Origin of the sequence: Spirosoma fluviale, assembly GCF_900230225.1 — a bacterium.
Taxonomy (GTDB): domain Bacteria; phylum Bacteroidota; class Bacteroidia; order Cytophagales; family Spirosomataceae; genus Spirosoma; species Spirosoma fluviale.
On sequence record NZ_OCNH01000009.1, the window covers coordinates 125127 to 137582 of the forward strand.

Consider the following 12456-nt stretch of genomic DNA (forward strand, 5'->3'; position numbering starts at 1 on the left):
ACTGTTTTTCTAAACGTCGGTTTTTGTAATCGCCTGTGTTCTGTGAACCATCCCCCAATCAATCATTGAATCGATGACATTTGCAATGTCTTTTCCAGACTTTGTTAACCTGTACTCGATAAGCACGGGTGTCTGATTGTACACCTTACGCTCAACAATGCTGTTCATTTCAAGCTCCTTCAATTCTTTTGATAACATGCGAGGTGTTATCTTTTCTGTAGCGTCCAGGAGATCTTTAAATCGGTTTACACCACGGAGGAGCGCTGCGATGATTGGTAATTTCCACTTGCCACTGATGGCGTTTAATGTATCTGATAAAGCCAGAATATAAATTCTAGGACATTGCGGGCCTTTGTCACTTCCGATAAAATCTTTAAAGTCACTCATACATACTATTCAAAATGTTCGATATACAAAAGTATACTGATATTATATGATAACAAACTATACTAAATATATCAGAACTGGTAGTTTTGCCTATCAAAACAAAAAATTAACATGATACTAGTCACGGGTGCAACAGGTCAGTTTGGCGGGAAAGCCATAGACCATTTATTGAAAAAAGGAATTGAACCCTCCCGGATTTCTGCGTTAGTCAGAGACGCAGCAAATTCACAGGCTCTTCAGGAAAAAGGCATTGATAGTAGAGTTGGCGATTATGCAAATTACGATTCATTGGTTCGGGCTTTCAATGGTGTAGACAAACTACTGCTGGTTTCGAGTAATGACCGGCAGGCTATTGAAAACAGAACGGCTCATCACATGAATGTCATCAAAGCGGCAAAAGAGGCTGGCGTTGGACACATTGTTTATACCTCCTTCGTTAGAAAACCGAATTTTGAAGATTCTGCCATCGCAGCCTTTCAAAATTCGCATGTCGAGTCAGAAGCCTTTTTAATGAAAAGCGGCATCGATTATACGATTCTGCAAAATGGTATTTATCTCGAAATGATACCGGTCTTCCTGGGCGAAACGATTGTAGAGAAAGGCACTATCGTATTTCCGGCCAGGAATGGTAAAGCCAGTTATGTACTTCGGGAGGAGTTAGCAGAAGCAGCAGCTCACATTTTGGCTACGGAAGGCCATCAAAACAAGCTGTACCAACTGACCAATACTGCTTCCGTTTCTTTTGATGATATAGCTGAGCAATTATCCAGGGTCGCTGGTAAACAGGTGACGTATCAGTCCCCACCGGTGGACGAATTTGCATCGATCCTAAAAAGCGTTGGTGTACCGGATCAATATATCGGGATGTTTACCATGTGGGCTACGGCATTATCACAAGATACAATGGATGCAGACGATCCTACTTTAGAGGAATTTTTGGGCAGACGGCCAACCACCATGAAGCAGTTTATCGATAAGGTTTACGCAAAGGTCGATTTTGAAACCACACCTTAGGTTTGTACGTGTTCGACCTATTTAGGTTGTCTTTTATTTTGACACATGAGAACGCCACTGGCTTCTCAATTCATCCTGTAGCTCCGTAATCGCTTTCTTTTTATTCTGTTTGATCCGGTCAAGCCACGTTTTTGGGCCGCCGTCAGGATTGTACGTGGAGCCCCAGCTAAGAATTTCGACCATGACCGGCACCAACTCGATACCCTTATCAGTAAGCAGATACAGGAATTTAGAAGCGTTTTTAGGGGAGGTAACTTTGGATACAATTCCTTCGTTCAAAAGCATATTCAGCTTTTCAGTAAGTACGGCTGAGGATATTTTCTCATCTGAGGCCCGAAACTCAAGGAAAGAATTTTTGCCATTGAACATAATATCCCGCAAGAGTAAAAGCATCCACTTGTCACCAAAAATTTCTACCGAATAATTGATAGGGCATGTTGATCTTCTCTCGGTTGTTTTCATGATGTTAATATTAAAAGTAGTCTGTTTTATGAACTACTTTCGTAAAATTGCAGTTCAGAAAACAGACTACAAAAATAACTAAAGTTTAATTATGGACTTTACAAATAAAAACGTCGTTATCACCGGCGGAACTACAGGAATCGGGCTAGCGACAGCAAAAGCCTTTATCAACGCAGGCGCAACTGTTTGGATTACAGGAAGAAATGCAGAGAATCTGCATAAAGCCAGCACAGAAATAAATAGCCCGAAACTCACTACTGTCGTATCGGACACGTCGAAACTTGCAGACGTTTCCTTTCTGGAACAGGCATTTTCAGAAAAGGGAAACAAATTGGATGTTCTATTCCTAAATGCAGGAATAGGTACATTCGAGCCAATCGAAAAGGTCACCGAAGCCAGTTTCGACGCTCAGTTCAATACGAATGTAAAAGGGAATTTTTTCACACTACAAAAATTACTTCCCCATCTAGCAGAAGGAGCATCCGTAGTGTTCACTTCTTCATCGGCCGCAACTGCTGCCAATCTGGAGACCAGTGTCTATTCTGCAACCAAAGGGGCGATCAACAAAATTGCCCATATTGCAGCTAACGAGCTGGCAACGAAGAAAATCCGGGTTAATATCGTTAGTCCGGGACCCATTGCAACACCGGGTTTGGATAGTGTGGCAACTGATGAAGCAAAAACGTTTTTAGCTGGTGTTACCGCACTACAACGACTTGGCCATCCCGATGAAATTGCAAAAACAGTATTGTTTCTAGCTTCTGATGCCGCAAGCTATATTTCAGGAACAGAGGTTACTGTCGATGGTGGTTACCATAGCTACGCTTTGAAATAATGCGTTTAGATCATTTTGTTAGGGTATAAAAAAGCGGCATCTGCCGCTTTTTCCTTTGGCACACATTAAAAACCCGGCATATTCTTCAAGCATATTATACTAACCGGCGGTACGAATTGTACGATTAATGTACAAAATGAAGTAGCGTATATAGCTTGCCGTTATCTAACGATAAGCTATATACGCTACTTGCATTATTGGAATAATTTTAAAAGCAACCTGTAGATAGTGCCTTCGCTTCGTTTTCCACGACGAAACCCTGTGATCACATTATTGAAATTTTCAATCAAAAAATGGTAAAGCCCAGCGTTGCCTGAAACAGATTGCTTTTTTTGCCAAATTGTGAAGCGGTTGTAGCGTTAGCGAACTGAATTTTCAAAATATCAGTAAAATTGCCCTCATAACGGACATCCAAACTCAGTCTTCCAAGATCAAGGCCAACGCCTGCCTGGTAACCGAATGCTAATCGGTTTTTAAATTCAGCTTCTGCATTATCACCTGTGACATCATTAAAAGAATCACCGATTTTGCCATTATTGGATAATCTGAGCGATGCCATGGGACCAACATTGACGCGGAAGAACTTAGCAACGCGCACCCCAACAAGGACGGGAACGTCGAGGTTCGAAAACCGAACGTCCACTTTTCCATCCCTCAGCACACCGTCCTTATATACATTGAATTTACCCCCTTTTTGAGACAACAGAATCTCTGGCTGGATATAAACCATTTTACCAAAACGGAAGAAAACACCACCTGCGAACCCAAGTGAACGGTTATCGTTGTCTTTGAAATTAAATGCGTTACCGCCGGGTGACAGGCTTAAATCGTTGCTGCCATTGATATTCGATAAATTAGCGCCTGCTTTGATACCAAATCTAAAGCCAGGATTGTATTGTGCAGTTGCCGCATAGCTGATCGTCAGCATACACAGCGCAATCATCATGTTTTTCATGTGAGTTTTTGTTTGAAATGAATTGGAGTTAATAAACTAGTAAAGAGTCGTGCACGCTGGGTGGGAAAGCATTCGTGCAGCAGGGGGTAAGTTTTTACAAACACCTTACAGGGGCGGTTTGTAGCCTACATGTGGGAGGCACTATTGCCGTTATAAAAGATTATTTTTTAACTATATTAGTTAATTCTGCGTCAAACAACCTCGCAAATTCTCTGCTAGGTAAAATATGATTCTGTTGTTGCGCATCGTTGGCCAGTTTATACCCCCACTCGGTAGCTGCCTTTCTTTGGGTAGGTGTACCGTGGTGCTCCTTCAGATCAAACACGCAATCACCAAGACTTGAAAATACCTCTCCGGCTCGTTGCACGCTTCGCAACGGCAGAGCTGCTCCCCGGGCGTGCGTGAGGAAGTACGCGGCATACGCGTCGGCCATTAATTCGGTGCGACGGCTACCCTCGGGGGTTAGGGGGATAGCATAATCTTTTATTCCCAAATTATATTGAATATGGTGCGCAAACTCATGGGCCAGAATAGCCTGCGGAGCAATATCGCCGTAACCAATCGCATCAAAAGCCTGTAAAAGGCCATCACCAAAAACAATTTTATCCTGAATTTGACCAACGGCAGGATAGTTTTTTTCCTGGTGGGCATAGGCATTTAATGTAAAAAAAGGATGATTGCCGTTCAGGTATTCCGGATAGGTTTTAAATAAAGTGGCTAGCGAGTCAGCATAGTAAGTAGCCTTCTCATCACTGTACCCATATTCGGCCTTATACAAGGTTAAAATTTTGTTCCGGTCCTGCAGCATGGAGCCATGCGCTGCAACCATACTGATGTTGTCCGACTTAGTGTCCCAAAAGCGCTTTAGATCGTTAAAGGTTTTAGTTAACGGAGCGGTATATTCACCGTTAACACCAAACTTTTGGTTTTCAGAACTATTTTCAGTAAAAACGGCAGCAAAAATGGCCATTTTCCCTGCCTCCTCATTCGTGATAATGTTTGCGCTCTCTTTACTCCAACCAGTAAGTTGCTTTAAAAGCCATCCAGTTGAAGGACTAGTAGCACCATCGCATGGAGTGGGCTTCACTTTATCTAAAATCGGGTTAACCGGACTATCCATTTCTTTTTCACAACCAGAAAAAAGAATAAAACAGGCGGCAACAGTTGCCGTAAGAATTTTAATACGTTTCATAAGATTAATTGTCGTTTATAACGTCGGTAAGAAAAAAAAAGAAAATATATCTCCGGAAGAATGAAGGAGGTTCTGTGACAGGTCAGTCAGTTGGATTAGTCGGAGGAATAGACAGTAACTTAGCATTTATCATGTCAAAAAAATCTTTGCGATACGCTTCGCCTATTGTAATGGGTTGTACTTCATCCACGATCCGGACCATATTGCCTTCAACGGCGGTTAAGTGGCTCAGAGAAATAATAAATGACTTATGAATGCGGACAAAACCCATTGAGGAAAGATGTTCGGCCAGTTCTTTTAATTTTAAATAGGCCGTAATTTTTCGTTGATCGTTCATGTGGATTGTGGCATAGTTTCCCTGTCCTTCGATATATGTTATTCGGCGAGAATCAATTTTTAAAAGTTTACCCTTTTGTTCTGTTTTTACGAATACATAATAATCCTGATCATTAACCGGGCGAACATTATTTTGAATGGTCCATAAACGGTTAACGGCTTTCAGGAACCTAAGAAAAGGGATCGGTTTTAATAAATAATCTACCACCGCATGCTCAAAGCCTTCAAGGGCATATTCCTTGTACGCAGTAGTCATAATAACATGGCAATCATTACTGATCAGCTTCAATATTTCTATTCCGGTCAGGTTGGGCATTTGAACATCCAAAAAAACAAGCCCTGGTTTGAGATCACCAATCATTGCCAACCCTTTTATAGGATTTGTGGCTGAGCCTATTAATCTCAAAAAATGCACTTGACTTATATGTTCTTTCAATAAATCAATGGCATGCTGCTCATCATCAATTATAATGCAATCAATCATACCGGAAATGTTATTGTTAATGATACATTAAAATGGAGTTCACTTTCTTCTATTAGAAACGTAGACCGGTTACCGTAAGTCAAGATCAGTTGTTGCCTGATATTTTGAAGACCGATTCCATTGGAAAGCTCTTTCAATCCTTTCCCCTTTTTGTTGCTAATATCAAATAATAATTCATCGACGGATGTATTAATTCTGATCGTTAAGGGATGGGCGGAGTCATGCAGGTCGCCGTGTTTGAAAGCATTCTCAACGAGTGTGATCAGTACGAGTGGGATGATGCTGGTAGACTGGTCATCAATCTGTTCGTCATAGCAGATATTTAGTTGATGATTATGGCGACGCTGATTAATCTCAATTACATTTTTCAGGTGCTCCAATTCATCCATAATATTAACGGTTCCGTCGATGCGGGTGTTTTTCCCAAAAGCATACCGCATAATGTTGGCCAACATCAGTATAGAATCAGCCGTTTCTTTATCGAGTTTGATGACCTTTCCATAAATAAAGCTTAATGAGTTAAATAGGAAATGTGGGTTAATTTGGTGCTTCAAGGCTTTGAGTTCCGCTTCGGTCTTTTGCTTTTCAAGCCTGATGCGTTCTTTACCTTTATGAACCCATTCAACCAATAGTGCCGCCGAAAAGCTTGTAACGAGGACAAAAAAGTAAGACATAATCAACACCCATCCGATACTATTTTCAGGCAACTCAGCCGGAGACGAATCCGTAATGTCTCGCGCTCGCTGTGCTCTATCGATTAAAAAGAAAATGTAGTCATACGCAAACTTGACTATAAACAACAGTAGCCCAATACTCACCACGCTGCGAAAACTACGTTCCCTACGCATTGCAGGAAGTATCACTACGAAAATTAGAATATAATGCGTGATTACCGACTCAATAACGAAGGTTAAGATACTTAAAGGAATGCTGCTTCGACCAGCAAAGTTTCGTGCGGTTTGCGCTGGGTTTACAACGTACGAAAGTAAAAAAAACGAACCATAAACGAATAAAGAGAATAAGGCTAATAGCAATAACCGCTTATAACTTGCTCTAAAAAAGTTTATAGCCGATTTCAACATCCTATTCGTATTTAATAAAGGTGGCTACTATCCTTTTTTCTTTCATGGGCGTTGTCGATGAGGAATTGATGACAATGACTTTTTGCTTTTTAGTTTTCGAGACTACACCTGTTCCATTTTGCTGGGTTAAAATTCCATTTTCTGTGAGGGTCATAATCACGCCGTCTGCACCGTTGGATTTACCCAACTCAATTACTTTTTGCTGCATGGCATCCATTGAACTGAAACCTTTCGCAAGATTAGCAGAGCCTATAGTAATGTACCCTTTTCTAATATCTGCTTTATCAAGATAAACATCTATATGCTGAGTTGGTGAATAAGTCTTCCCACAATAGGATTTCTTTGAACATGCTGCTACTAATGCAATGAACAAGATAACGAGTAAGTTTATGAATGCTTTCATGTTGAGTGGCTATAGTATTCCAGGATTTCATAAGATTATGTCAGGTAGATTCCTCTTCCCTAAATCGTGAAACAAAAGTAGGCCAGCAGTCAAACGTGAAAAAATATATTATTCGAACAGGTGTTTTGTAGATGCCAACAAAGAAAATATGTGCCGTCTCAATTGTCATGCTTTTGTGAAACGTCTATGGAATTTCGATGACGAACGCTTTTAACTGGGCCATCTTGCCATCTTGAAAACGCCATACATCGCAGTAGGAGTAGTGGATTTTTTTTCCACTTTCGTCTTTCATACTAATCTTCCCAATGGCTGATAGAAAATCACCATCGGCGATCAACTGTTCGACATCAAACTCGGGCGGTTCCACATAGGCTAATTTCATATATGCCCGAACGGCATCCTTGCCTTGTAGTGTCTTATCACCGACAAATTCATAGGTAATATCTTCTGTGCAGAAAGACAAAAATCCTTCATTGTCTCCTTTGGCCACAGCAGCGTTTGCTTTTAATAATATGGCCTTGTTGTCTGAATTCATATTGAAATAAAGATTTAATTAAACTTGTTTCGACATTTTTAGTTTTTTGGAATTGTCAAATATTCGCCCTCTTCTATCAGCTTAAATGGGACATCCTGTTTTTTACTTTGCTCGTTTAGCTCACTCAACATATCCGGATATTGCTCATAGACGCCCGGTTGATGAAAGCCGTAATGAATTGGTACCAGTACGTCGGCATTCAGTATCCGTGTTGCCGCTAATGCCTGCAACGGGGTCATTGTGAGCGGTACCGGCCCAAAAGAAAGCTCGGGAAAGTTGAGCACCGGTGCATTGATCGGTAGGAAAACGGCATCAAAATGCCCAAATTTTTTTGCTATGCTCCAAAGCTGTGTATGCCACATTGTATCCCCGCCGTGCAGAATGCGGTGCTCCCTGTCTTCCACAACCCACGAAACCTGCTTGTCCCCAATCCCGTCCATCGCAAAAACAGGGGTGATTGTAAAAGGCCCTATCTGTTGCGACTCATCCAGGGCAATCCCTGTCGTTTCAAGGCCATCGCTCAAAAGTTCATCTACAATTTGGTCAGATGAAAACACCTGCCCCCTAACCCGCAGGGTTTTCTTAATTACCTCGCTGTCGTAGTGATCGGAATGTAAATGCGTAAGTAAGATCGTATCTGCTTTTATGCTCCCACTAAACAGATAAGGATTCGCAGGGCCAACCGACACCCCTCTTCCTTGAAATGTTTCTACAGGATCAATCAACAATAGTTGACCATCCGACTCAATTTTTATACCTGCCCAAGACAACCGTTGAATTAACATAATGATTACTGATTTTACGAGCAACAAAGTATTGGCATGAATCGTAATTGGTACGTCTGTACCAGAAGTCATCCCAGCGAATCGCTCACCGTCCTGGTTCAGAAAATTAAAAGCGCGCTATTGTAGCAAATGCAGACAAAAGCCTAACTATTGGCGGTAGTACAGTTTAGTTAAATGATTGCCTAAACTGCAAGGGAGACATTTCAGTTTTGTTTTTAAACAGTTTATTGAACGATTGCGGACGCTCGAAGCCTAAGTTATAGGCGATTTCGGAAACCGATAAATTACTTACCGTTAAATATACCTTCGCTTTTTCAATCAGTTTTTCGTGGATGTGTTGTTGGGCACTTTGTCCAGTGAGCGACCGTAAAGCATCGCTCAAATAATTGGAAGATAGGTTGAGCTGCCGCGCCAGATAGTCGACAGTAAGAACACCATTTTTCAAACCTAACTCAGTATTGAAATACTCATTAATGAGGCTTTCGGTTCTTACCAGTAAATCATCATTTACCCACTTTCGAGTAATAAACTGTCTTTCGTAAAAGCGGTTGCTATACTGAAGCAATAAATCTATTTGTGCCAATAGTACACCCTGCGTATGACGGTCGATATGCTGGTATTCTTCTTCAATCTTTTTAAAAATTGCAATCACGTCGTTTTCTTCTCTCTCGGAAAGGTGCAAGGCTTCATTTACAGAATAGGAAAAGAAGCTGTAATTTTTGATGTTCACCACTAATGGATGTTTCCCTAAGAAATCGGGATGAAACATCAGCACATAACCGCTCCCTGACGTTTTATTGAACGTATTGGTTGTTTCCACTTCAACCGATTGAACTTGTTTCGGTGCTGTAAAGGTCATCGTGCCTCGATCGAAATCATAATAATTTTGACCGTATTTTATTTTCGACTGAATATTATTTTTTAGCGATATGGTATAGAAATTTGTGGTAAATTTTTTCCAGACATCAGACGTGACGGCGTGCAGTTCCGAAACATGGACCACACTGATCAACGGGTGCATTGGTGGTGCAATAGATAGCAACCGGTGAAATTCGGACACAGAGTTTATGACTTGCATGTCTGCAGAAAAATTAACAGGTAAAACCAGAAATTTTTTCAGGGTGCCATTTTACCGCTATCGACTGGTTAAAGATTTTCCTGAAAAAAAGGAATGATTTGCTCCAATGCTTCATTGGTCGCTTTGGGTTGGTCATATAAATCATAGTGGCCTGCACCTTTTACGGTATATATCTTTTTGTTGCCGGAAGCGGCTTTATTATACAAATCGAACCCGTCTCTGTATGAACCAAAAGCACCCACCTTATCACCAATAATTATCAATAACGGTTGCGTAAGAAAATAGTCAGCCAAATGAAAAGCATCAAACATAATCAGGTTGTCCATACTGGTAAACAGCAGTTTATTGCTGGAGTTTGGATGTTGCCCGCGTGGTGTCCTGTAATAGTCTATAGCTTCCATTAAATCCAATTCCTCCATACCTGCCTGTTTGGCTTCCCGGACAGAATTGGGGATCCAGTTATTGATACGTCTTTCGGCACCATTGGCTTCGGCAGTGCGTTGCTGTGCAACCGCCTTGAGCATTTCCTCAGGATCCGATTCTTTGTACGCGCGACTTGCATTTGTTGCTACCACGGTTGCGATTGCCTTAATTCTCTTTTCCGAGATCGAAGCATTAGCAGCATAGCCACCACCTGCACAAACACCCAATGCCCCAATGCGGTCATTGTCAACAAATTCCAGGGTGGTAAGGAAATCTACGGCACACCGGATGTCTTCAACCCTTGTTGCCGGATCTTCTAAAAATCTTGGTTCGCCACCACTTTCTCCTTGAAAAGAAGCGTCAAAGGCTAAAGCAATAAGTCCGCCTTTAGCGAGTCGATTGGCATAAAGACCAGCTGTTTGCTCTTTCACACTGCTTCCCGGATGCACACAAACAATGGCAGCATATTTTTTTGCTTTATCGAAATTTTCGGGAAGATATAAGTGTCCCGCTACATCCCAATTTCTGTTTCTGAAACTTACAGTTTGCATGATTTTCTGATTTTTATTAGTTACAATGCAAAATTCAGAAGATATAAAAAGAAGGATGTTTCCAGATTACGGTTAGTTGTATCCAAATTGCGGGGATCGTGTTATCGAATCAGTATTTCTCTCTTTTGCCTATATAAAACGTCTGTTCAGATAATAGATTTCTTTAAAGTTCGCCGGGCCTCTTACTTTGACTCTCGGTTTGGTGAAGAGGCAGGTTGTAGATATTTGATTTAGGCTGTCAGCCCTTCACCGGTGATGGTATAATTTCAATATTTTATATAAAGTTTAGTTTTTGTTTTTCCACTGTATTTCGTCAATTGGCTATCCTGAATACGAAATGCAATCAAGCGTGAGGGGGGCGTGCTGGATTAGTTAGGGGTACATCCTGCTTTTCAAGACATACAAACAAAGCATAAACGAACAAGAGTTAACCCGTAAGAATTGTTACTGATGAACTACACAAATTGGCATGATATAGACTATTTGCAGTCGGGTAGTGTTCAACAACGCGCGGCTTACGAACTCCTGTCTCGGCATGCTGTTTTACTTCGTCTGGCTGAATTTGACCCGGTACTGGTCGGCACATTTCCACTTGACATTACCGTACACGGTAGCGACCTTGATATAATTTGTGAGGTATACGGGGAGGAGAATTTCCTTAAAACGGTCGATGAACGATTCGGGCAGTACGACCAGTACGTTAGCTATCGTACCGTAATTGGTGGTGTCACTTCTACTATTGCCCGTTTTTGGATAGAGGAGTACGAGGTCGAAATCTTTGGTCAGCCAATACCTACCCGGCAACAGAATGGTTACAGGCATATGGTGATTGAAGCTCGTTTACTTGAACTGGGCGGAGCTACATTCAAAGCGGCTATTACCCGTGCCAAAAGCGAAGGTCTCAAAACTGAACCTTCTTTTGCCAATCAATTACGATTGTCTGGAGATCCATACCAATCCTTATTAACGGTAGAAGGTATGAGCGATGAGGCCATAAGAATGTTATTTAAATAGGACGATTCAAAATGTCTTGTCCTAGTTGGAGCCGGAGGTTTTTCTGTACGGTGGTCGGGTAGGAGGGAAGTTGCCGAAAACAAACTTTTTGGCGTCCAATAAACCCCTTCAGTTTAATCGTTCAGCGTGTTGACAAAGAACAAGGTTTAACTATACGACTGACAATGTAAAACTACTAGAAACCTCGATCAACTTATAAGGTTGCTATTCCTCAAATGTATCTAAGACCATGAGCTGTTCCTATGATCGGAGCGTTACACCCTCGTGGTGAAGAAACCGCAAATCCATTTAGTTTTGAGGGTCTTAACCTGCCCATATGATGAAACGTAGCCAGCAACCCGTTCGTAAACCCACCCGCTCCGACTGGAGGTTGATGGCGATATTATGGCTAGTCGCCTTCCCTTTTATGGTAGGCGGCAATCTAAGCCGCTCCTGGCGGTTTATGCTAGCTTTGATGTGCTCACGCACTCCGTCAACTGGAAAATTCAATAATGTTATTTGTTTGATATTCAGGACTATAGATCTAGAGGTTCGAATCCAATTGGGGTTGCGTTGATAATCAGCTAGTTAGCTTCATTGCTGGCTAGCTGATTTGCGTTTAGGCACAATAATAGGGACAACAAAATTTGCCCTCCTAACTTACAAACATGAAAAAGGGCTACTTAGAGCTCTTTCGTTTCGTGTTGGTCTTCATTCAACACATTTCTACAGCTATTGGCAGGTATCATGCTAATAATCAGCAGCTAATTCCGTTTAAGCGTCTGAATGTCTTTATGCTTATGAAGCAGGTATCAAATACCCCCGGCATTCTATACGTTTGTTTAAAGAGCGGGTTGGCTAACCTCTCAACGAATAGTGTCAGACCGCCTATGTGGATGCTCGTCACAATCAATAAACTATAAACAAGTTATACAAACGCT

14 protein-coding genes are annotated in these 12456 nt (G+C 41.5%); 3 read left to right on the forward strand and 11 right to left on the reverse strand.

The genetic code is table 11. The features are described 5' to 3' along the window. Nucleotides 1-9: 9 nt before the first annotated feature. Complete coding sequence (locus CRO74_RS29740; RefSeq protein WP_097131689.1) at nt 10-387, reverse strand: winged helix-turn-helix transcriptional regulator; 378 nt, start codon at nt 385-387, stop codon at nt 10-12. Nucleotides 388-498: 111 nt separating this feature from the next. On the opposite strand from CRO74_RS29740, the gene CRO74_RS29745 reads away from it, so the two are divergent. Beyond that, nucleotides 499-1401 carry an SDR family oxidoreductase gene (locus CRO74_RS29745; protein WP_097131691.1) on the forward strand — a complete coding sequence of 301 codons (903 nt, stop codon included), beginning with the start codon at nt 499-501 and terminating at the stop codon, nt 1399-1401. Between the two features lie 33 nt (nt 1402-1434). Here the strand turns inward: CRO74_RS29745 and CRO74_RS29750 are convergent, their stop codons facing one another. Then, entirely contained in the window at nt 1435-1863 is a 429-nt protein-coding gene (locus CRO74_RS29750; RefSeq protein ID WP_097131693.1) for a winged helix-turn-helix transcriptional regulator, read from the reverse strand. A gap of 91 nt (nt 1864-1954) precedes the next feature. On the opposite strand from CRO74_RS29750, the gene CRO74_RS29755 reads away from it, so the two are divergent. After that, a complete protein-coding gene (locus CRO74_RS29755) occupies nt 1955-2698 on the forward strand; it encodes an SDR family oxidoreductase (RefSeq protein ID WP_097131694.1) in 744 nt (247 codons plus the stop codon). Between the two features lie 286 nt (nt 2699-2984). Here the strand turns inward: CRO74_RS29755 and CRO74_RS29760 are convergent, their stop codons facing one another. From CRO74_RS29760 to CRO74_RS29800, 9 genes are all read right to left on the reverse strand, one after another. Next, a complete protein-coding gene (locus CRO74_RS29760; RefSeq protein ID WP_097131696.1) occupies nt 2985-3653 on the reverse strand; it encodes a porin family protein in 669 nt (222 codons plus the stop codon). A 160-nt stretch (nt 3654-3813) separates the two neighbouring features. Further along, a complete protein-coding gene (locus CRO74_RS29765; protein ID WP_097131698.1) occupies nt 3814-4845 on the reverse strand; it encodes a neutral zinc metallopeptidase in 1032 nt (343 codons plus the stop codon). Nucleotides 4846-4927: 82 nt separating this feature from the next. Then, nucleotides 4928-5665 carry a LytR/AlgR family response regulator transcription factor gene (locus CRO74_RS29770; RefSeq protein WP_097131700.1) on the reverse strand — a complete coding sequence of 246 codons (738 nt, stop codon included), beginning with the start codon at nt 5663-5665 and terminating at the stop codon, nt 4928-4930. After that, the gene (locus CRO74_RS29775; RefSeq protein WP_179830344.1) at nt 5662-6513 is read right to left on the reverse strand and encodes a sensor histidine kinase; all 852 of its coding nucleotides are present in this window, start codon (nt 6511-6513) and stop codon (nt 5662-5664) included. The genes CRO74_RS29770 and CRO74_RS29775 overlap by 4 nt, the downstream gene beginning before the upstream one ends. 235 nt (nt 6514-6748) lie before the next feature. Next, complete coding sequence (locus CRO74_RS29780) at nt 6749-7150, reverse strand: hypothetical protein (protein WP_097131704.1); 402 nt, start codon at nt 7148-7150, stop codon at nt 6749-6751. Between the two features lie 184 nt (nt 7151-7334). Next, nucleotides 7335-7685, reverse strand: coding sequence for a nuclear transport factor 2 family protein (locus CRO74_RS29785; RefSeq protein WP_097131707.1), 351 nt, complete (start codon nt 7683-7685; stop codon nt 7335-7337). A 38-nt stretch (nt 7686-7723) separates the two neighbouring features. Next, a complete protein-coding gene (locus tag CRO74_RS29790; protein WP_097131708.1) occupies nt 7724-8542 on the reverse strand; it encodes an MBL fold metallo-hydrolase in 819 nt (272 codons plus the stop codon). A gap of 94 nt (nt 8543-8636) precedes the next feature. Then, nucleotides 8637-9491, reverse strand: coding sequence for a helix-turn-helix domain-containing protein (locus CRO74_RS29795; protein ID WP_245878028.1), 855 nt, complete (start codon nt 9489-9491; stop codon nt 8637-8639). Between the two features lie 125 nt (nt 9492-9616). Continuing rightward, nucleotides 9617-10522 carry an alpha/beta hydrolase gene (locus tag CRO74_RS29800; RefSeq protein ID WP_179830346.1) on the reverse strand — a complete coding sequence of 302 codons (906 nt, stop codon included), beginning with the start codon at nt 10520-10522 and terminating at the stop codon, nt 9617-9619. Between the two features lie 450 nt (nt 10523-10972). Between CRO74_RS29800 and CRO74_RS29805 the strand changes: the two genes are divergently transcribed. Beyond that, nucleotides 10973-11536, forward strand: coding sequence for a DUF4269 domain-containing protein (locus tag CRO74_RS29805; RefSeq protein WP_097131714.1), 564 nt, complete (start codon nt 10973-10975; stop codon nt 11534-11536). The last annotated feature ends 920 nt before the right edge of the window (nt 11537-12456 follow it).

What these genes read in the sequence shown, in the direction of transcription:
- CRO74_RS29740 (WP_097131689.1), bottom strand. Translation starts at nt 387, where the DNA reads ATGAGTGACTTTAAAGATTTTATCGGAAGTGACAAAGGCCCGCAATGT.
- CRO74_RS29745 (WP_097131691.1), top strand. Translation starts at nt 499, where the DNA reads ATGATACTAGTCACGGGTGCAACAGGTCAGTTTGGCGGGAAAGCCATA.
- CRO74_RS29750 (WP_097131693.1), bottom strand. Translation starts at nt 1,863, where the DNA reads ATGAAAACAACCGAGAGAAGATCAACATGCCCTATCAATTATTCGGTA.
- CRO74_RS29755 (WP_097131694.1), top strand. Translation starts at nt 1,955, where the DNA reads ATGGACTTTACAAATAAAAACGTCGTTATCACCGGCGGAACTACAGGA.
- CRO74_RS29760 (WP_097131696.1), bottom strand. Translation starts at nt 3,653, where the DNA reads ATGAAAAACATGATGATTGCGCTGTGTATGCTGACGATCAGCTATGCG.
- CRO74_RS29765 (WP_097131698.1), bottom strand. Translation starts at nt 4,845, where the DNA reads ATGAAACGTATTAAAATTCTTACGGCAACTGTTGCCGCCTGTTTTATT.
- CRO74_RS29770 (WP_097131700.1), bottom strand. Translation starts at nt 5,665, where the DNA reads ATGATTGATTGCATTATAATTGATGATGAGCAGCATGCCATTGATTTA.
- CRO74_RS29775 (WP_179830344.1), bottom strand. Translation starts at nt 6,513, where the DNA reads ATGCGTAGGGAACGTAGTTTTCGCAGCGTGGTGAGTATTGGGCTACTG.
- CRO74_RS29780 (WP_097131704.1), bottom strand. Translation starts at nt 7,150, where the DNA reads ATGAAAGCATTCATAAACTTACTCGTTATCTTGTTCATTGCATTAGTA.
- CRO74_RS29785 (WP_097131707.1), bottom strand. Translation starts at nt 7,685, where the DNA reads ATGAATTCAGACAACAAGGCCATATTATTAAAAGCAAACGCTGCTGTG.
- CRO74_RS29790 (WP_097131708.1), bottom strand. Translation starts at nt 8,542, where the DNA reads ATGACTTCTGGTACAGACGTACCAATTACGATTCATGCCAATACTTTG.
- CRO74_RS29795 (WP_245878028.1), bottom strand. Translation starts at nt 9,491, where the DNA reads ATGCACCCGTTGATCAGTGTGGTCCATGTTTCGGAACTGCACGCCGTC.
- CRO74_RS29800 (WP_179830346.1), bottom strand. Translation starts at nt 10,522, where the DNA reads ATGCAAACTGTAAGTTTCAGAAACAGAAATTGGGATGTAGCGGGACAC.
- CRO74_RS29805 (WP_097131714.1), top strand. Translation starts at nt 10,973, where the DNA reads ATGAACTACACAAATTGGCATGATATAGACTATTTGCAGTCGGGTAGT.